The organism is Hyphomicrobium sp. CS1GBMeth3, from assembly GCF_900117455.1.
GTDB lineage: Bacteria > Pseudomonadota > Alphaproteobacteria > Rhizobiales > Hyphomicrobiaceae > Hyphomicrobium_C.
This window is the reverse complement of the sequence record NZ_FPHO01000002.1, coordinates 1,038,892-1,055,837: the sequence shown is the minus strand read 5'-3', so window position 1 is coordinate 1,055,837 and position 16,946 is coordinate 1,038,892. Positions and strand designations below refer to the sequence as shown.

Here is a 16,946-nt window from a genome sequence, read left to right as displayed (position 1 = left end):
TTTTCTGCACCGGTCGAGGGGTCCATGAAAGCAACCAGCGAAGAGGTGATTGCGCTATCGGGGGGCGGTGCGCTGCTGGCCGCTACCGCGGGCGTGCTAGTCGGGGCAATTCTGGCATTTGCCGGCCTTGATGAGGTGATCCGTTTCCACGGCGCGTTGTTCCTGGTCGCGAGCCTTGCGGCCGGCATCTACGTTGCCTCAAATCCGCGCGCGGGAGGCGAGCAAGAGCGGTCCGATTATATGGACGGCCCGGTCAAGTTCGCGACCATCGCCGCCGTGTTCTGGGGCGTGGCAGGCTTTCTAGCCGGCGACATCATTGCCTGGCAGCTCGCCTTTCCCGCCCTTAACCTTGATCTGCCTTGGACCAACTTTGGCCGCTTGCGCCCGCTGCACACCTCGGCGGTGATTTTCGCTTTCGGCGGCAACGTCCTGATCGCCACTTCGCTCTATGTCGTGCAGCGTACCTCGCGCGCGCGTCTGGCCGGCTACTGGACGCCGTGGTTCGTCGTCTATGGCTATCAGGTTTTCATCGTGCTCGCCGCCACCGGATATCTGCTGGGCTCGACGCAGGCCAAGGAATACGCCGAGCCCGAATGGTACGTTGATCTCTGGCTGACCCTCGTCTGGGTCGCCTACCTCTTGGTCTTCCTCGGCACGCTGTGGAAGCGCCGGGAGCCGCACATCTATGTGGCGAACTGGTTCTACCTGGCCTTCATCGTCACCATCGCGATGCTGCACATCGTGAACAATCTCGCGATCCCGGTGTCGCTGCTCGGCTCCAAGAGCTACTCGCTGTTCTCTGGCGTCCAGGATGCGATGACGCAGTGGTGGTACGGACATAACGCTGTCGGCTTCTTCCTGACCGCCGGCTTCCTCGGCATCATGTACTACTTCATCCCGAAGCGGGTGGAGCGTCCGGTCTATTCGTACCGGCTCTCCATCGTGCATTTCTGGAGCCTGATCTTCCTCTACATCTGGGCGGGTCCGCACCACCTGCACTACACGGCGCTGCCGGATTGGGCGCAGACGCTCGGCATGACGTTCTCGATCATGCTGTGGATGCCCTCCTGGGGCGGCATGATCAACGGCATCATGACGCTTTCGGGCGCCTGGGACCGCCTGCGCACCGACCCCGTCGTTCGCATGCTCGTGGTCTCGGTGGCGTTCTACGGCATGTCGACCTTCGAGGGCCCGCTGATGTCGATCAAGGCGGTGAACTCGCTGTCGCACTACACGGACTGGACCATTGGCCACGTGCATTCGGGTGCGCTGGGCTGGGTCGGCATGGTGTCGTTCGGCGCCATCTACTGTCTGGTGCCGTGGCTATGGAGGCGTGAAGGCCTCTACTCACTGCGCCTTGTCGAATGGCACTTCTGGATCTCCACGATCGGCATCGTTCTCTACATCACCTCTATGTGGGTGTCCGGGATCATGCAGGGCCTGATGTGGCGCGCCTACGACAACCTGGGCTTCCTGACCTACTCGTTCGTCGAGACGGTCGAGGCCATGCACTGGCCCTACATCATCCGCGCCGTGGGCGGTGGGCTCTTCGTGATCGGCGGGCTGCTGATGGCTTGGAACGTCTGGAAGACCATTCGTGGCGATCAGCCGGTTGACCTAGCGGAGCAGCCGCGCGTCGCGTCCGCCCCAGAGCTTCGCGTCGGCCCGCTTGCAGCACCTGCAGAGTGACGGAGAACGAACACAATGAAACTCTCTCACGCGTTCTTCGAGAAGAACTCCATGGTGCTTTTGATCGGCATCCTGGTCGTCGTCTCCATCGGCGGCCTGGTCGAGATCGCACCGCTCTTCTTCCTCGGCTCGACCATCGAGAAGGTGCAGGGCATGCGTCCGTACGCACCCCTCGAGCTCGCTGGCCGCAACATCTACATCCGCGAGGGTTGCTACAACTGTCACAGCCAGATGATCCGCTCGTTGCGCGATGAGGTCGAGCGCTACGGCCATTACAGCCTCGCCGCCGAAAGCATGTACGACCATCCCTTCCAGTGGGGATCGAAGCGAACGGGCCCGGATCTGGCGCGCGTGGGTGGCAAGTATTCGGATGCTTGGCACGTCGATCACATGAAGGCCCCGCGTGAGGTGGTGCCGGGATCGGTCATGCCGGGCTACCCGTTCCTTGCCGACCGCAAACTCGATGCAGACGGCATCGCCGCCGATATGAAAGCGCTGCGTCTTGCGGGCGTGCCCTACAGCGACGAGATGATCGAAGCCGCGAACGCCGACCTGCTGGGCCAGGTCTCGCCTGATACGAAGGCCGGTAAGGCCGTCCTTGAGCGCTACCCGAAGGCACAGGTGCGCAAGTTCGACGGCAAGTCGGAAGGGCCGCCGACGGAGATGGACGCGCTCATCGCGTACCTGCAGATGCTCGGCACGCTGGTCGACTTCACGACCTTCGACGCCGCCGGCCCCAACCTGCGCTGACGGAGGCACACGATGACCTATCAGGACGTGGCGGGGTGGTCGCAGATCATCGCCATGGCGATCTTCGGAGCGGTCATGGCCGGCGTGCTCGTCTATGCGCTCCGGCCCGGCAATAAGGCACGGTTCGACGCCGCCGCGCGCATGCCGCTCGACGGCGATGAGAGGGAGGGAGGTCCGCATGGCCGGGCATAAGGAGTTCGACGCCGCCACCGGCGCAGAGACGACCGGTCACGTCTGGGACGGCGACCTCAAGGAACTGAACAAGCCGTTGCCGCGATGGTGGCTCTACGTGCTCTACGCCTCCATCGTCTGGTCGATCGGATACTGGATCCTCTATCCCGCTTGGCCGCTCGTGAACACGTACACCACGGGTGTGCTGGGCTACAGCCAGCGCATCGAGGTCGCAAACGACATCGCAGCCGCGAAAGCGAGCCAGGCAAGCTTCCTAGAAGCCATCGCCGCCAAGCCTGCGTCGGAGATCGCGAAGAGCCCCGACCTGATGGAATTCGTGCTGCGTGGCGGCGGCGCGCAATTTGCAAACAACTGCGCGCCTTGTCATGGCAGAGGCGCCCAGGGCTTCAAGGGCTATCCGAACCTCAACGACGACGACTGGCTCTGGAGCGGCACGCTGGACGGCATAGAGAAGACGATCCGTCACGGCATCCGTTCGGGTCATCCCGAGTCGCAGGAGAGCGCCATGCCGCGCTTCGGCATCGATCAGATCCTGAGCAACGCCCAGGTCTCGGACACCGCAGAGTTCGTACTCTCGCTCTCGGGTGCATCGAGTGATGCAGTCGCCGCCGAGCGCGGAAAGGCGGTCTTCGCGGAGCAATGCGTGGCTTGCCACGGCGAGGCCGGAAAAGGCATTGCCGAGATGGGCGCACCGAACCTGACGGACGGCATCTGGCTTTACGGCGGCAAGAAGACCGACGTCGAGGAGACGATCCGCACGGGACGTGCCGGCGTCGGCGTGATGCCGGCGTGGGAAGGAAAGCTCGATCCCGTGACGATCAAGATGCTCGCCATCTACGTGCACGCATTGGGCGGCGGAAAGTAGCGGCAATCCACGCAGTAGCCGTCGGAGGCGGTCGTGGCTCGAATGGAACCGGCATCGAAGTTTGAGGGCACCGCACCCACGGAGGCAGCGCCTGGCGTCGCGCGTATCGACGTCGACGCCGTCTCCTCAAAGGAGGCGCGCAGCTTGTATGCCGCGCGCCAGCCGATCTATCCGCGTCGCGCCAAGGGAACGTTCCGCACCGCGAAGTGGATGGTGATGGCGGTCACGCTCGGCATCTACTACCTGCTGCCGTGGGTGCGCTGGGACCGTGGCCCCGGCCTCCCGGACCAGGCCTTCCTGCTCGACTTCGCGCACCAGCGTTTGTTCTTCGGCCCCATCGAGATCTGGCCGCAGGAGCTCTACTTCATCACCGGCATCCTGATACTGTCGGCGCTCGGGCTGTTCCTCGTGACGGCACTGCTCGGCCGCATGTGGTGCGGCTACACGTGTCCGCAGACGGTATGGACCGACCTCATGATCGCTGTTGAGCGCTTCTGGCAGGGCGACCGCAGCGCGCGCATGCGGCTCGACAAAGGGCCGTTGAATTTCGAGAAGATCTGGAAGAAGACGGCAACGCACATTACCTGGCTCGCGATCTCGCTCGCGACCGGCGGCGTCCTGGTCTTCTACTTCCGCGATGCGCCGACACTCGCCACCGAGCTCGTGACCGGTGAAGCGCCGATCGTCGCCTACGTGTTCATGGGCGTGTTCACCGCGACGACGTATCTGCTCGGCGGCTTCGCACGTGAGCAGGTTTGCATCTATATGTGCCCCTGGCCGCGCATCCAGGCGGCGATGTTCGACGCCGACTCGCTGCTCGTCTCTTACCGCGGCTGGCGCGGCGAGCCGCGCCAGCCGCACAAGAAGGGCCAGACTTGGATCGGCCGCGGCGACTGCATAGACTGCAAAGCCTGCGTTGCAGTCTGCCCGATGGGGATCGACATTCGCGACGGCGCGCAACTCGAATGCATCCAGTGTGCGCTGTGCATCGATGCTTGCGACGACATCATGGACAAGGTTGGCCGCCCGCACGGCCTCATCGCCTATGAGACCTTCCGCAACATGGACGTTACCTCGGAGGCCGAGCGCAAGCCCGTGCGGCTCGTGCGGCCGCGCACGATCCTCTACTCCGCAATGATCGCCGTCGTGACCGGCATCATGGCCTGGGCTTGGATCGCGCGTGCTCCCGTCGAGATCAGCGTCATAGAGGATCGGAATCCGCTCTTCGTACGTCTCTCGGATGGCGGCATCCGTAACGGCTACACGCTGAAAATCTTGAACAAGACGCATGGGGAGCAGCATTTCGCCATTCGCGCTGACGGCATCGTCGGCAGCCGCATAGCTGTGGTCGGCCATGAGAACGGAGGTGCGGAGGTTCCCGTCGAGCCGAACAGCCTGCGTGCCATTAAGATCTACGTGACGGTACCAACCGAGGCGCGCGCTGCGCTAATCGGCAGTTCGACGCCGTTGCGCTTCGTCGTGACCGATCTTGCAACCGGCAACGACGTCATCCGCGACACGAGCTTCAGGAGCCCATCACCATGAGCCGACTGCAGTCACAAGCCCAGGCCGCACGCGGGTTATCTGGTCGGCAGGTGCTCGCCGCCATGATTTCGTTCTTTGCCGTCATCATCGTGGCCGACTCCATCATGATCTATAAGGCGGTCTCGACCTTCGGCGGCCTCGAAAACACCAACGCCTACCGCGACGGGCTCGCCTACAACGCGCGCATCGTCCGCGCCGATCGCCAGTCCGCCCTCGGCTGGACCGATACGGTCGAGATCCTTGCAGAGCCAGCGCGCCTGCGTGTCTCGCTCGCGAGCGAGACAGGCATCCCGCCCGCGCCTGCACGCATCGAAGCCGTTCTCGGCCGGCCAGCGACCAACCGATCCGACAGTCCGCTGAAACTCGCGCAAGTAGCCCCCGGCGTGTTCGAGGCGCCGATTGCGGCAGATCTCGCCCCCGGCACGTGGATCGCCACCCTGCGCGCGTTTGAAACCGATGCTGCGTCGGAGCCCGTCTTCCAGGCACGGAGGCGTCTATGGCGCGCGCCCTGAGCCTGCCACTCGTCGAAAGCCTGCCGCTCGGCAGCGTCGCGCGCGCTGAGGACTTGCGAACCCTCTCGCTGGCCGTCGAGAACATGCACTGCGGTGCGTGCATCAGTGTTGTGGAGCGCGCCCTGCGCCAGACGGAAGGCGTCCGCGACGCGCGCGTCAACTTGTCGGCAAAGCGCGCCAACGTCACGTATGACGCCCGCGTCACCGGCACGCAGCCTTTGATCGACGCGCTCGCGCGCGAGGGCTACCGTGCCGCGGAATCCGTCGGCTCGGCGGACGAGCAGGACGCAAACCGCGCCAACGATCTCCTGCGCCGTCTCGGCGTTGCAGGTTTCGCGGCGGCCAACGTCATGCTGCTCTCGGTCTCGGTCTGGGCCGGCGCCGTGAGCGACATGGACCAGACGGTTGCCACGCTGTTCCACTGGCTCTCGGCATTGATCGCCATGCCGGCAATCGCCTACGCGGCGCAGCCGTTTTTCCGCTCGGCCGCGGGCGCCCTGAAGGCGCGCCGCCTGAACATGGACGTGCCGATCTCGCTCGGCATCACGCTGGCAACGGCCATGAGCCTGTTCCAGACCATTCGCGGCACGCATCAGGTCTATTTCGACGCCGCGATCATGCTGACGTTTTTCCTCTTGATCGGGCGCTATCTCGACGAGCACGTCCGCATCAAGGCCCGTGGCGCGGCGGAGAACCTGATCGGCCTGAAGGCGCTTACCGCTTCCGTTCTCCGCGAGGACGGAACGATCGAGCGGTGCCCCGCCCGCGCGCTGACGCCCGGCATGAAGATACAGGTCGCAGCCGGTGAGCGCATTCCCGTCGACGGCCGCATCGTCTCGGGCGCGACCGATATCGACGAAAGCCTGATCACGGGTGAGACGCTGCCGCGCGGCGCCGCCAACGGCGCGGATGTCCACGCCGGCACCGTGAATATGACACGCCCCATCATGGTCGAGGCAACAGCCACCGACAGCAACACGCTTCTGGCCGAGATCGCACGCTTGATGCAGGCGGCCGAGCAGGGCAGGGGGCAATACGTGCGCCTCGCCGACCGCGCCGCGCGACAGTACGCACCCGCGGTGCACATACTCGGCGCCGCGACGTTCATGGGCTGGATAATCGCGGGTGCCGGCTGGGAGTTGTCGCTGACCTACGCCATCGCTGTCTTGATCATCACCTGCCCGTGTGCGCTGGCGCTCGCTGTGCCGGCAGTGCAGGTCGCGGCCACGAGCCGGCTCTTCGGTAAGGGCGTCATCGTCAAGGCCGCCGACGGCCTCGAGCGTCTGGCCGAGGTCGACACGATTGTGTTCGACAAGACAGGCACGCTGACCCGCGGCGAGCCCATGCTGCAGAACGGCGCCGAAATCTCGGACGCCACGCTTGCCGCCGCTGCCTCGCTCGCCGTCGCGAGCCGGCATCCCTATTCGAAGGCCGTCGTCAAGGCCGCGCGCGAGCGGGGCCTCGCGGTTGCTGCAGCATCCAACGTGCTTGAGGTGCCAGGATCGGGTCTCGTGGGTTCGACTGGCAACGGAGCGCTGCGCCTCGGCTCCGAGGAGTGGGTGACGGGCGAAGCCGCGGTTGCCGGCGCGGCCGGCACCCTGTGGGTCTCGGATGCGAACGGAAAAACGACCGTGCTTCGCTTCGAGGACGCCTTGCGCCCGGATGCGCCTGCTGTCGTTCAGGCGCTCATCGCTGCAGGCCATGAGGTGCACCTCTTGTCCGGAGACCGCGCACCGGCCGTCGCCGGCGTCGCAAACGCCGTCGGCATTGCGCACTGGTCGGCGGGCGTGAAGCCGGACGGCAAGATCGCGGCCATCGAAGGCATGAAGGCAGCAGGCAAGAAGGTCCTGATGGTCGGCGACGGCCTCAACGACGCGCCCGCGCTGGCGGCCGCTCACGCATCGCTCTCGCCGTCGACGGCGGCAGACATCAGCCAGACCGCGGCGGACGCAGTGTTCCAAGGCCAGGCCCTGGCGCCGATCGTCGAGACGATCACGGTGGCGCAAGCCACGCAGCGCATGTCGCTCGAGAACTTCGCGATCTCCATCGGCTATAACGTGCTGTTCGTGCCGCTCGCCGTAGCCGGCCACGTCACCCCGCTGATTGCGGCCGTGGCCATGTCGCTGTCGTCGATTGCGGTGACGGCAAATGCGCTGCGCCTGCGCCGGCGCAAGTTGGCCTTGGCTGCCACGAGGAGACGCCCATGAGTGCGCTTGCCTGGCTCATCCCCTGTGCGCTGGCCCTTGGTCTCCTCGGGCTCGTGGCCTTCCTGTGGGCGCTCAATTCCGGCCAGTTCGAGGATCTCGACGGCGCCGGCTGGCGCGCCATCCAGGACGACAGTGACGCGCCGCTTTCCCCGGATCGCGATCAGGCTCGGCCGGACCTCTGATCATCAGCCCTTGAGCGTCAGCGTCACATGGCGCAGGCCCGGATCCTCGGAATCGGCCTCGATCGTGAACCCGAGCGAACGGCACATCTCGATCATCGTCGTGTTAGCGGCCAGAACCTCGCCATAGAGCGCCTTGAGCCCTTCCTCGCGCGCATAGGCGATAAGGTGCTGCATCAGGAGCCAGCCGAGGCCCTTCCCCTTGAGGTCCGAGCGCACGAGCACCGCGTACTCCGCGCGCGTGTAGTCCGGATCTGCGATGAGCCGCGCGCTGCCCAGGAGCTCGCCACCCGGCTCCGACAAAGCGACGAACGCCATCTCGCGCGCGTAGTCGATCTGCGTCAGCCGCGCCAGAAACTTATGTGAGCGGTCGGTCTTCGCGGTGAAGAACCGCATGTGCATGTCGTCCAGCGTCACCTTCTCGAAGAATCGCTCGTAGAGCGGCTCGTCCTCGGGCCGCACCGGGCGCACGCGGATAAGCCCGATCCTGTCCAGCACAGTCTCCTTCTCCCACGCCGCGGGATAGGGTCGGATAGACATCGGCCGGCGCGGCGACGTAGCGTCGTCCGCCACCCGCATGCGCGCGTCCAGCGCGATGCACCCCTTGTCGTCGGCGATGAGCGGATTTATGTCGAGCTCGCGCAGCTCGGGCAGGTCGCCGATCATCGTGCTGACTCGCACCAGAACATCGGCGATGGCATCGAGATCGGCCGGCTTCTCGTTGCGATAGCCGACAAGCAGACGGTGGATGCGCGTCTGCCGCATGAGGTCGCGCGCAAGGCCGCGATCGAGCGGCGGCAGCGCATGCGCCGTGTCCTTGATCACCTCGACAGCCGTACCGCCCGCGCCAAACAAAAGCGTCGGCCCGAAGGTGGCGTCCTCGATCATGCCGATGATCAGCTCGTGCGCGCCGGGGCGCTCGATCATCGGCTCCACCACCCAGCCTTCGAGATGCGCATCGGGGCGAATGCGCGCGATTTCCGCCGCCATGGAGCGGGCCGCTTCGCGCGCTTCGTCCGCGCTCATGAGGCCGAGGCGCACGCCGCCCACGTCGGACTTGTGAGAGATGTCGTCGGAGTGGATCTTGATCACGACGGCACGATGCTGCGAGAGGATCTTGCCCGCTGCGGCGGCCACCGCGTCCGGGCTCGCGCAGAACACCGTCTCGGCGACAGGAATGCCGTAAGCCATGAGCACGGCCTTGGCCTCGAACTCCGTCAGCATCGGCTGGCCGCGCTTCAGCGCGCCGGCGATCACCTGCCGCGCGTGATCGCGATCGAAAGTCGCCTCCTGGGGGCTGGCCGGCGGCGTGCGCATCAGCTCGTCCTGGGAGCGCCGGTAGCGCACGAGGTTCATGAAGCCGTCGATGGCGGACGCCGGCGTCGTGAAGGAGGGCAGGCGCGCCTCCGAGAACATGCGCCGGCTTTTCGCCGCCGCGCCGTCGCCGAGCCAGTTTGTCAGCACCGGCTTTCGCGGCCGCCCTTGAGGCACGCCTTGGATCGCCTTCAGCGTGGCGCCGGCTGCGTCTTCGCTCGACGCAAGCGCCGTGGGGCAATTCATGACGAGCACCGCGTCCGTGCCTGGATCTTCGAGCAGCACGTGCATAGCCGCTTCGTAGCGCTCGGGTCCCGCGTCGCCGATGATGTCGACGGGATTGCCCTTTGACCACGTCGGCGGCAGCACGGCGTTGAGTGCCTGGATCGTCGTCGGCGAGAGCTCGGCGAGCGTGCCGTCGTAATCCTCGAGCCGGTCGACGGCGAGCACACCCGCGCCGCCGCCGTTGGTCAGAATGGTGAGGCGCTCGCCGGGCAGATGCGGCGTGAACGACAGCATCTCCGCCGCTTCGAACAGACCGTCGAGATCTCCGACGCGCACGAGGCCCGCCCGCCGGAACGCTGCGTCGTAAACCGCGTCCGAGCCCGAGAGCGAGCCCGTGTGCGAATGCGCGGCCTTGGCACCGGCCTCGTGACGGCCCGATTTCAGCACGATGACCGGCTTGGCGCGCGCGGCGCGCCGTGCCGCCGACATGAACTTCGCCGCATGCGTGACCTGCTCGACATAGAGCAGGATCGCGCGGCTCTCGGGATCGCCCGCCAGATAATCGAGCGTATCGCCGAAGTCGACATCGGCCATCTCGCCCATGGAGACGACCTTCGAAAAGCCGATGCCACGGCCTCCGGCCCAATCGATCACGGCCGTCACCAACGCGCCGGATTGCGAAAGGAACGCCAGGTCGCCCTTGCGCGGCATCATGTGCGCAAAGCTGGCGTTGAGGCCGAGCTTCGGCAGAATGAGCCCGATGCAGTTCGGGCCGAGAACACGCAGGCAGCTGGGGCACGCGGCGTCCAGCATGCGCTGGCGTAGGTCGCGGTCGAGGCCGGCCGTGATGACAACGGCGGCGCGCGTCCCGTGTCGAGCCAGATCCGCAATCACGCCCGGCACCGCGGCGGGCGGTGTCGCAACCACGGCCAGATCCGGTGCAGCCGGCAGCGCGGACACTGAAGCGTAGCACGGCACGCCGTCGATGGCGGCATGGCGCGGGTTGACGAGCCACGCGTTGCCGTTGAAGCCGCCGCTGACAAGGTTGGAGGCAACAATGCGCCCGACGCTTCCGGGCGTGGGGCTCGCCCCGATGAAGGCGACGGAGGAAGGGGAGAACAGCGCCTCGAGATTGCGGATCGTCATGCGGCCAGCCTGTGTGAAGTGCGAAGCGTCAAGAGTGCGTTACGCGCGCCTGGGCGCGCAACGGACGAGAGCGCGAGCCGGATTTCGCTCCCGCGCTGATAGCGGTCCTTGCGCGGCGTGCATAATGCCGTTTTGCGACACGGTTTGTAGCGGGTTACTGTAATCCAGCGGAGGGCATCGAGGGGAGCCGAGCAGCACGATCAAGACGGGGTAGCGGGACGCAGCGTCGCGGTCGCACCGAGGCCGAGCTCGCCCGGCAGCAGCACATCATGTGTCAGAAGAATGTCGCATTGGGCTTCAAGCAAGCCGCGCGAGGCCAGGAGCTGCCGCTCGGCGTCGGGAGCATGCACGATGACAACAACAGCACCCCGTTCCAGATGATGACCAAGTTTGTCGAAGAGCCGTTGTATCCCTGGTCCGGATCGTACCTCACCTGGGGCGGCCTGGAGGCTCGACCCGAGTGCGACGAAGGGCGTCTGATCGGCGAGCATCGCGATGATGCCACCGGCCAACGCGGCCGAGCTGTCAATGTGATGGAACGTCAAGCGTCCGTTGTGTGCAGGTGCGAGCATCGGCCCGGCGCGCGCCGGATCGAAGACCACGAGGACATCGCATCCCTGGGCGGAGAGCGCCACGACCGCTGCGGCCACCTTCGAAGGCACAGCAAACACTCCGACGGCGTACCGATGCCGGCCGGGCTCGGCGAGCGGAGAGGGAGGCGGGATCGCGGGCACAGGCTCGGTCTCGAGCTCCAGAGAGCCCGGTCCGGTGCGCGAATTGCTGGAATCCTCTTGCAAAAAACACCTCGCCGCACTTCTGGCCCCCCGGGAGCGGACTTGGTCACAGATTCCGCAGTTGAATCACGGTAGGGCCCCAGCAACGAAGAAACCCGACCTGCGTGGCTGGCGTATGCTGCGTTTGTGAGATTGTGTGACATGATGTGACAACCTGCCCGCAAGCCCACCTGTTAGAAGAGGTGGAAGCCGAGTGGCTTCTAATATGTGTGCAAATACAATACCAATGCGCTGTCCCGACTATTCTGTGATGTGAGTGCGAGCGACCGACCTTCTGCCATGAGCGAGCCGATCCTGATTGTTGACGATGAGCCCGAGGTCCGGGCCCTGCTGCGTGCCGGCCTGGAGGCCGAGGGCTTTTCTGTTGTCGAAGCCGGAAGCGGCGCCGAGGCTGACGCGCTATTGGCCAGCCGGCCGGTGAGCCTGCTGACCCTGGATCTCAAGCTCGGTGGCGAGGACGGGCTCAGCCTCGCGCGCGATCTTCGGGCGAAGCGCAACACGCCGATCATCATGATCACGGGCAAGAGCGATCCCATCGACCGCGTTGTTGGACTGGAGCTCGGGGCCGACGACTACATCGCCAAGCCTTTTTTGATGCGCGAGGTCGTGGCACGCATCCGCGCCGTGCTGCGCCGCTACCAGGGGATTGAGCCATCCGCTGCGCAAGGGGAGCCAGCTCCGACTGGAAACCGTTACACATTCGACGGCTGGACCATCGACCTCACCCGGCGTGAGGTGCGCGATCCGGGCGGCAAGGCGTGCGAGCTGACGACGGCCGAATTCAACCTGCTGGCAATCCTGGTGCAGCGTCCTGGCCGCGTGCTCTCGCGCGACGAGCTGATGGATCTTTTGAAAGGCCACGAGTGGACGCCGATGGATCGCTCCATCGACGGTCTGGTGGCCCGTCTGCGCCGCAAGATCGAGCCCGAGAGCGAGCGGCCGCAGTTGGTCAAGACGGTGCGCGGTGTGGGCTATGTCTTTGCTGGCAACGCCAAGCGCCTTTAGCGATCAGCTAGCTCTGGAGCGCATCGCGCAGCGCGATGGCGAGGTCTGCGCGCTTGTACGGCTTGCGCAGAATGGGGATTTCCGCAGCGCCTGACTGTGTTTCCTCTGCCGCATAACCGGTGGTCAGCAGCACCTTGATGTGTGGCGTGTTTTCAGAAACCCACCGCGCCACGTCATAGCCTGAGACGCCACCCGCCATCACGACGTCGCTCAGCACGATTTGCACGTCGGCACCGCTTTCGAGCATGCGGATGGCCGCAACGCCGTTCTCGGCTTCGATGGCCACATAGCCGAGCCCTTCGACACGCTGCAGCGTCAGCTCCCGTACCTCGGGATTGTCCTCGACGACGAGCACCGCCTCGGCGTTCTCCGACATCGGCACTTGCTCCGCTGCTCCGACCGTCGCCGTCGGATCCTCCGTCGCCCGCGGCAGGTAGAGGTTGATGGTCGTGCCGCGCCCCGGCGCGCTCTCGATCCCGGCGTGCCCACCGGATTGCTCTGCAAAACCATAGACGGTGCTGAGACCGAGCCCGGTGCCGCGGCCGGGTTCCTTGGTAGTGAAGAAGGGCTCGAAGGCGCGCTCGATCACCTCGGGTGGCATGCCGTGGCCGGTATCGGTCACGGAGATCAACACGAACGCGCCGCTCGAGGGCAGCCCCGCTTCCTCGCCCGTGACGTTACGGCTTTCGATCACGAGATTACCGCCGCCCGGCATGGCATCACGCGCGTTGATGGCGAGGTTCAGGATGGCGTTCTCAAGCTCGCTCGCATCCGTCTGCGTCCGCCACAGGTTGCCGGCGAGCACCGTGGTCAGCGCGATCGGCTCGCCGAGCGCGCGCTGCAGCAGCGCGGTAAGGTTCAGGATCATCTCGTTGACGTCGAGCACCTGCGGCGTGAGCCGCCTGCGGCGCGCGAACGTGAGTAGCCGCTTGGTCAGCGCCGCGCCCATGTCCGCCGCGTCCGCCGCGCGCTTGATGAATGCCGACTGCTCAGTCGTCCCGTGCGGCCCGGTCGCGTTGCCAAGCAGCTCCAGATTGCCGGTGATGATGGTAAGCAAATTGTTGAAGTCGTGCGCGATGCCGCCCGTGAGCTGACCGAACGCCTCCATGCGCTGCGCCTGGATAAGCGCGGCGTGTGCCTCTTCGCGCCTGCGGATCTCGGCCTCGAGCGCGCGGGTGCGGTCGGCGACGCGCGCTTCGAGCTCGCTGTTCGCCAAGGCGAGCGCCCCTTCGGCGGCCTTGCGGTCCGTCACGTCGCGCAGCACGACCATGTAGGCCATGCTCCCGTCGATCTTGTGCTTGGCGATCGAGGCTTCGGCGGGAAACTCCGAGCCGTCCTTGCGCCGCGCGAAGATCTCCCGGCGTTCGCCCATCTTGCGGGCCGCGACTGGGGAGCCCGCGAAATCCGCGACGTGACCTTTGTGCGCGATGCGCATGCGCTCAGGGATCAGGAGGTCGAGCGGCTGGCCGATGATCTCGGACGGCGTATAGCCGAAAATCGCGGACGCGCCGTCGTTGAACAATGTAATCCGCAAGCTGTCGTCGAGCGCTATGATGGCGTCAGCGGCGATGGCGAGAATGGCCGAGATCTGAGATTGCGCAAGCGCCGCGCTCGCTTTCGACGACGGAGAACCTGGAAGATCGTGGGCCATGTCGCTGCCACCTCGGCCGGCTGTCCGGGCGCTGACGATGGGGGCTCCCGCCGGCTGGAGCTCGATTGGCATCAACGTCACACGGGTTCGAGCCTTAGATCAAGAGGATGGGGTCGAACAAGGAGCTTTGCATGACGCTGAGGCATGTGCGCCTGGAGCTTGCGCGCGATCATGAGTTTCCCACGGGCAGCCGCGACCGAGGATACGAGTTCGTGGCGCCTCTTGATGCCGCAGGCTATCTCGACGCGGCCGAATGGCGCAAAACCCGTGACCGCTGCCGCGTCAAGCGCTTCTGGGCCCACGAGTCGAGCCAACTCGGCCATCTCGTGCATCTCCCGGACGGGAATTGGGCCTTTGACTACGACCCCGCACAATCGAGTGATGACGAGCCGGGCTTCAAGCTCGACAAGCATCGCTTCATCCCGGGAGAGTATATTTCGATCAAGGAAAGCGACGGCATTCTCCGTGCCTTCCTCGTACGCGCCGTGACAGACCTCGACTAAAGTCAAAGCCTAGCGGCCCGGTAGGCTTAATTGTCGGAAAGAGTATTGAGGTACGCGACGACGCCATCGATCTCTTCCGGGGCCAGAACGAACTCCGGCATGTCGGGGTGTCCGGATGCGATCCCCTCGGCCAGCGACTCCTCGAGCGCTTCGGGCGGATAGCGCTTCACGACATCGCGGAAAGGTGGCGCCTCGCTATGCGGGCTCGCGCCCTCCGCCCCGATTGCGTGACAGCGGCTGCAACGCGATTCGAGCGCTTGGCGGCCAAGCTCAACCCGGTCGGGCTGCGCCGATGCAGTTTCCGCCATCAGCAGCGCGAGCGCGGCGAAGGCGAAGCTCTGCCCCTTCATGGCTTAGGCGCCTTGAGGCTCATGATGTAGGCGATGACGTCGTCGCGCGCCTCTTCCGGAACAATGAGATTTGGCATCGTCGGGTGCGACGTCTGCAGCCAGACCGCAAGCGCGCGCTCGGTCATGCCGGGTGTATTCGCGACAACAGAGAAATCGGGGGCATCGGCGTTGGGCGAGAAATCCTCCGCCTCACGCTCCACGCCGTGGCATTCGCCACAGTGCGCACGCGCGTAGGCAAGACCCTTCTCCGCGTTCCCGAGCTGCTGGGCCAGCGCCGGGGCCGGGACGGCATAGAGCGCAAACGCTGCGGCGATCATTGCAAGTCGCATGGAACGGGTCTCCGATGAGCAACGAGTCTAACGCCACGAGAAACGCTAGGGTAGCAGCGAAGGGCGTGCGTTGATATCCGTCAACGCAGCCTGCTCGCTCGGTGCGCAGATCGGGCTCAGGTGGTTGTGGGGGATCCAGACCGTAAGGAAGCCCAACGTCGCAATCGCGAGCCCGGCGGCGACACGCCAGTTTCCGCGCGCGCTCCGTACCAGCGCCCCAAAGCCCGCCGTCGTGATCAGGAGGCCCGGCAGAGTGCCAATTCCGAACGCCACCATCACGGCTCCGCCACCGATCGCAGAGCCGCTGAGCATGGCCGTGAAGAGCGCGCCGTAGACCATGGCGCACGGCATGAGGCCCCAGGCGAGGCCGCCGGCGATCGCGGTAACGTATCGGTTTGGAAACGGGCGCGCGGCACGTGCCAGCACGCCGGAGAGCGGCGCCAGCAGGCGGTCCAGTGCCGCGAGCGGCGGTAGCAGGCCGGCAGTCGACAACCCGATCCACATTAGCGCCACCGCGCCCGCCCACTGCGCGAGCCGGAACGCGGTGTCGCGGTCGAGCCATCCGAGCACGGGCGCGCCAAGCGCACCCACAAACGCCCCCGCGGCAATGTAGGAGGTGATCCGTCCTGCGTGGGTCAGCGAGGCGAGCGAGGCGCCTTCCACGGCGTTGCGCGGCGCCCCGAAATGCAGGAGCCCCGACGCAATCCCCCCGCACATGCCAGCGCAATGCAGCGTGCTGGCGAGACCGAGCGCGAACCCGCCCGCTGCGAATGGCCAAAGCAGGCCGAGTTCCATTACGTCGCCTCACTCGTTGGCCGCACGGCGCAGCGGGCAATGGCCGGAAGGGCGATCACCGCCAGAGCGGGGAGTGCGAGAGACGCATCCGCGCGCACGTCGGGGCCAGAGAATGCGCCAAGGCCCCAGCCGATGAGCGCGATCGCGCCTGGAATCCAGAGAGTGTGGACGAGCCAGGCTGAACTGGCCCCATCCCGCAGGCGCTTCACGGAGAGCGCCGTGAACACGAAGAGGCCGAGCGCAACCCAAAGAAAGGCCGCCATGGTCGGCGCCCCGGAAACCGCATTGAGGCTTTCGTCGAAGCCGTCGTCGTTGAAGAGCCAGACGCCGACAACGGCAAGGAACGCAACAACCAGCGTCGAGACGATCCAGTCCCGTCGCCCCACACGGCCTTTCAGTGAAAAGAAGAGATCGATGAGATAGCCGCTCATGTGCGCCTCTCGGCTTGCCGTTGAAAATCTGTTGAGCCGGACGTGACGACCCTAGGCGGGCCTGGCGCGGGCCGGTTTGACATAGGTCAAAGCGCATCGCCCATGAAGTGGCGACTGTCTTCCGGAAACAACGAGTTGGGATGACCTCCATGCCGACGCTTCGCTACGCCGCCATCGTCTCGACGTTCGTGGTTCTGGCTCCGGCCGCGCTTCACGCGGACGATGAGAACCTTCCCGCCGAGCCGCACTGGCGCATTGTCCTCGAGACACAGCTCAAGAGTGAGAGGGCGTGCCAACTCAATGAGGTGATCGCCTACCAGGAGATCCCACTCGGCGACGAGTTCGGCGTCGACGGTCGCATCTCCTGCATCGACGGCCGGGAGTTCAATTTCACGCGCAAGCGCAAGCACCAGAAGTTTTCGATCGAGCTTTGCGCCCCCGCCGTCTGCTGAGTCGCCGATTTT

General features: G+C 65.6%; 18 protein-coding genes. 11 read left to right on the top strand and 7 right to left on the bottom strand.

All coding sequences use genetic code 11. The annotated features are described in order from the left end of the window. Positions 1-24: 24 nt before the first annotated feature. From ccoN to ccoS, 8 genes are read left to right on the top strand one after another with little or no spacing between them, the layout of a single operon-like run. Positions 25-1,689, top strand: coding sequence for a cytochrome-c oxidase, cbb3-type subunit I (gene ccoN, locus CS1GBM3_RS05105; protein ID WP_072392261.1), 1,665 nt, complete (start codon positions 25-27; stop codon positions 1,687-1,689). A gap of 15 nt (positions 1,690-1,704) precedes the next feature. Beyond that, the gene (gene ccoO, locus CS1GBM3_RS05100; protein WP_072392258.1) at positions 1,705-2,439 is read left to right on the top strand and encodes a cytochrome-c oxidase, cbb3-type subunit II; all 735 of its coding nucleotides are present in this window, start codon (positions 1,705-1,707) and stop codon (positions 2,437-2,439) included. 12 nt (positions 2,440-2,451) lie between these two features. Continuing rightward, a complete protein-coding gene (locus CS1GBM3_RS05095; protein ID WP_072392255.1) occupies positions 2,452-2,631 on the top strand; it encodes a cbb3-type cytochrome c oxidase subunit 3 in 180 nt (59 codons plus the stop codon). Next, positions 2,618-3,496 carry a cytochrome-c oxidase, cbb3-type subunit III gene (gene ccoP, locus CS1GBM3_RS05090; protein ID WP_072392253.1) on the top strand — a complete coding sequence of 293 codons (879 nt, stop codon included), beginning with the start codon at positions 2,618-2,620 and terminating at the stop codon, positions 3,494-3,496. The genes CS1GBM3_RS05095 and ccoP overlap by 14 nt, the downstream gene beginning before the upstream one ends. 42 nt (positions 3,497-3,538) lie before the next feature. Further along, positions 3,539-5,041 carry a cytochrome c oxidase accessory protein CcoG gene (ccoG, locus tag CS1GBM3_RS05085; RefSeq protein ID WP_072392250.1) on the top strand — a complete coding sequence of 501 codons (1,503 nt, stop codon included), beginning with the start codon at positions 3,539-3,541 and terminating at the stop codon, positions 5,039-5,041. After that, positions 5,038-5,553, top strand: coding sequence for a FixH family protein (locus CS1GBM3_RS05080; protein WP_083567084.1), 516 nt, complete (start codon positions 5,038-5,040; stop codon positions 5,551-5,553). Before ccoG ends, CS1GBM3_RS05080 begins: the two co-directional genes overlap by 4 nt. Continuing rightward, on the top strand, positions 5,538-7,760 hold the full coding sequence (locus tag CS1GBM3_RS05075; RefSeq protein ID WP_072392244.1) for a heavy metal translocating P-type ATPase: 2,223 nt from the start codon (positions 5,538-5,540) through the stop codon (positions 7,758-7,760). Before CS1GBM3_RS05080 ends, CS1GBM3_RS05075 begins: the two co-directional genes overlap by 16 nt. Continuing rightward, a complete protein-coding gene (gene ccoS / locus CS1GBM3_RS05070) occupies positions 7,757-7,942 on the top strand; it encodes a cbb3-type cytochrome oxidase assembly protein CcoS (protein WP_072392241.1) in 186 nt (61 codons plus the stop codon). The genes CS1GBM3_RS05075 and ccoS overlap by 4 nt, the downstream gene beginning before the upstream one ends. Positions 7,943-7,945: 3 nt before the next feature. On the opposite strand, the gene CS1GBM3_RS05065 is transcribed toward ccoS, so the two are convergent. Together CS1GBM3_RS05065 and CS1GBM3_RS05060 are read right to left on the bottom strand one after the other, a co-directional pair. After that, a complete protein-coding gene (locus CS1GBM3_RS05065) occupies positions 7,946-10,624 on the bottom strand; it encodes a bifunctional acetate--CoA ligase family protein/GNAT family N-acetyltransferase (protein ID WP_072392238.1) in 2,679 nt (892 codons plus the stop codon). A 200-nt stretch (positions 10,625-10,824) separates the two neighbouring features. Next, positions 10,825-11,421, bottom strand: coding sequence for a hypothetical protein (locus CS1GBM3_RS05060; protein WP_072392235.1), 597 nt, complete (start codon positions 11,419-11,421; stop codon positions 10,825-10,827). A 276-nt stretch (positions 11,422-11,697) separates the two neighbouring features. Here CS1GBM3_RS05060 and CS1GBM3_RS05055 point away from each other — a divergent pair, with 276 nt between their 5' ends. Beyond that, positions 11,698-12,423, top strand: coding sequence for a response regulator (locus tag CS1GBM3_RS05055; RefSeq protein WP_072392232.1), 726 nt, complete (start codon positions 11,698-11,700; stop codon positions 12,421-12,423). 7 nt (positions 12,424-12,430) lie between these two features. Here the strand turns inward: CS1GBM3_RS05055 and CS1GBM3_RS05050 are convergent, their stop codons facing one another. Then, positions 12,431-14,074, bottom strand: coding sequence for a hybrid sensor histidine kinase/response regulator (locus tag CS1GBM3_RS05050; RefSeq protein ID WP_072392229.1), 1,644 nt, complete (start codon positions 14,072-14,074; stop codon positions 12,431-12,433). Between the two features lie 131 nt (positions 14,075-14,205). On the opposite strand from CS1GBM3_RS05050, the gene CS1GBM3_RS05045 reads away from it, so the two are divergent. Further along, positions 14,206-14,577, top strand: a complete 372-nt coding sequence (locus CS1GBM3_RS05045; protein WP_072393710.1) for a hypothetical protein — start codon at positions 14,206-14,208, stop codon at positions 14,575-14,577. A 26-nt stretch (positions 14,578-14,603) separates the two neighbouring features. Here the strand turns inward: CS1GBM3_RS05045 and CS1GBM3_RS05040 are convergent, their stop codons facing one another. Genes CS1GBM3_RS05040 through CS1GBM3_RS05025 form a run of 4 tightly spaced genes read right to left on the bottom strand, consistent with a single transcriptional unit; the run spans position 14,604 to position 16,482 of the window. Then, positions 14,604-14,927 (bottom strand): c-type cytochrome, encoded by a 324-nt coding sequence (locus tag CS1GBM3_RS05040; RefSeq protein ID WP_072392226.1) that lies wholly within the window; start codon positions 14,925-14,927, stop codon positions 14,604-14,606. Then, a complete protein-coding gene (locus CS1GBM3_RS05035) occupies positions 14,924-15,256 on the bottom strand; it encodes a c-type cytochrome (protein ID WP_083567080.1) in 333 nt (110 codons plus the stop codon). Before CS1GBM3_RS05035 ends, CS1GBM3_RS05040 begins: the two co-directional genes overlap by 4 nt. Before the next feature lie 45 nt (positions 15,257-15,301). Next, positions 15,302-16,051 (bottom strand): sulfite exporter TauE/SafE family protein, encoded by a 750-nt coding sequence (locus CS1GBM3_RS05030; protein ID WP_072392221.1) that lies wholly within the window; start codon positions 16,049-16,051, stop codon positions 15,302-15,304. Then, positions 16,051-16,482 (bottom strand): DUF805 domain-containing protein, encoded by a 432-nt coding sequence (locus CS1GBM3_RS05025; protein ID WP_072392218.1) that lies wholly within the window; start codon positions 16,480-16,482, stop codon positions 16,051-16,053. Before CS1GBM3_RS05025 ends, CS1GBM3_RS05030 begins: the two co-directional genes overlap by 1 nt. Before the next feature lie 149 nt (positions 16,483-16,631). Between CS1GBM3_RS05025 and CS1GBM3_RS05020 the strand changes: the two genes are divergently transcribed. Then, positions 16,632-16,934 (top strand): hypothetical protein, encoded by a 303-nt coding sequence (locus CS1GBM3_RS05020; protein ID WP_139247795.1) that lies wholly within the window; start codon positions 16,632-16,634, stop codon positions 16,932-16,934. Positions 16,935-16,946: the final 12 nt, after the last annotated feature.

Bases quoted from the DNA above. Each gene is read 5' to 3' on its own strand.
- ccoN (WP_072392261.1), top strand. From the start codon at position 25: ATGAAAGCAACCAGCGAAGAGGTGATTGCGCTATCGGGGGGCGGTGCG.
- CS1GBM3_RS05020 (WP_139247795.1), top strand. From the start codon at position 16,632: ATGCCGACGCTTCGCTACGCCGCCATCGTCTCGACGTTCGTGGTTCTG.
- CS1GBM3_RS05075 (WP_072392244.1), top strand. From the start codon at position 5,538: ATGGCGCGCGCCCTGAGCCTGCCACTCGTCGAAAGCCTGCCGCTCGGC.
- CS1GBM3_RS05045 (WP_072393710.1), top strand. From the start codon at position 14,206: ATGACGCTGAGGCATGTGCGCCTGGAGCTTGCGCGCGATCATGAGTTT.
- CS1GBM3_RS05035 (WP_083567080.1), bottom strand. From the start codon at position 15,256: ATGCGACTTGCAATGATCGCCGCAGCGTTTGCGCTCTATGCCGTCCCG.
- CS1GBM3_RS05030 (WP_072392221.1), bottom strand. From the start codon at position 16,051: ATGGAACTCGGCCTGCTTTGGCCATTCGCAGCGGGCGGGTTCGCGCTC.
- ccoS (WP_072392241.1), top strand. From the start codon at position 7,757: ATGAGTGCGCTTGCCTGGCTCATCCCCTGTGCGCTGGCCCTTGGTCTC.
- ccoP (WP_072392253.1), top strand. From the start codon at position 2,618: ATGGCCGGGCATAAGGAGTTCGACGCCGCCACCGGCGCAGAGACGACC.
- CS1GBM3_RS05080 (WP_083567084.1), top strand. From the start codon at position 5,038: ATGAGCCGACTGCAGTCACAAGCCCAGGCCGCACGCGGGTTATCTGGT.
- ccoO (WP_072392258.1), top strand. From the start codon at position 1,705: ATGAAACTCTCTCACGCGTTCTTCGAGAAGAACTCCATGGTGCTTTTG.
- CS1GBM3_RS05050 (WP_072392229.1), bottom strand. From the start codon at position 14,074: ATGGCCCACGATCTTCCAGGTTCTCCGTCGTCGAAAGCGAGCGCGGCG.
- CS1GBM3_RS05055 (WP_072392232.1), top strand. From the start codon at position 11,698: ATGAGCGAGCCGATCCTGATTGTTGACGATGAGCCCGAGGTCCGGGCC.
- CS1GBM3_RS05025 (WP_072392218.1), bottom strand. From the start codon at position 16,482: ATGAGCGGCTATCTCATCGATCTCTTCTTTTCACTGAAAGGCCGTGTG.
- CS1GBM3_RS05040 (WP_072392226.1), bottom strand. From the start codon at position 14,927: ATGAAGGGGCAGAGCTTCGCCTTCGCCGCGCTCGCGCTGCTGATGGCG.
- CS1GBM3_RS05095 (WP_072392255.1), top strand. From the start codon at position 2,452: ATGACCTATCAGGACGTGGCGGGGTGGTCGCAGATCATCGCCATGGCG.
- ccoG (WP_072392250.1), top strand. From the start codon at position 3,539: ATGGAACCGGCATCGAAGTTTGAGGGCACCGCACCCACGGAGGCAGCG.
- CS1GBM3_RS05065 (WP_072392238.1), bottom strand. From the start codon at position 10,624: ATGACGATCCGCAATCTCGAGGCGCTGTTCTCCCCTTCCTCCGTCGCC.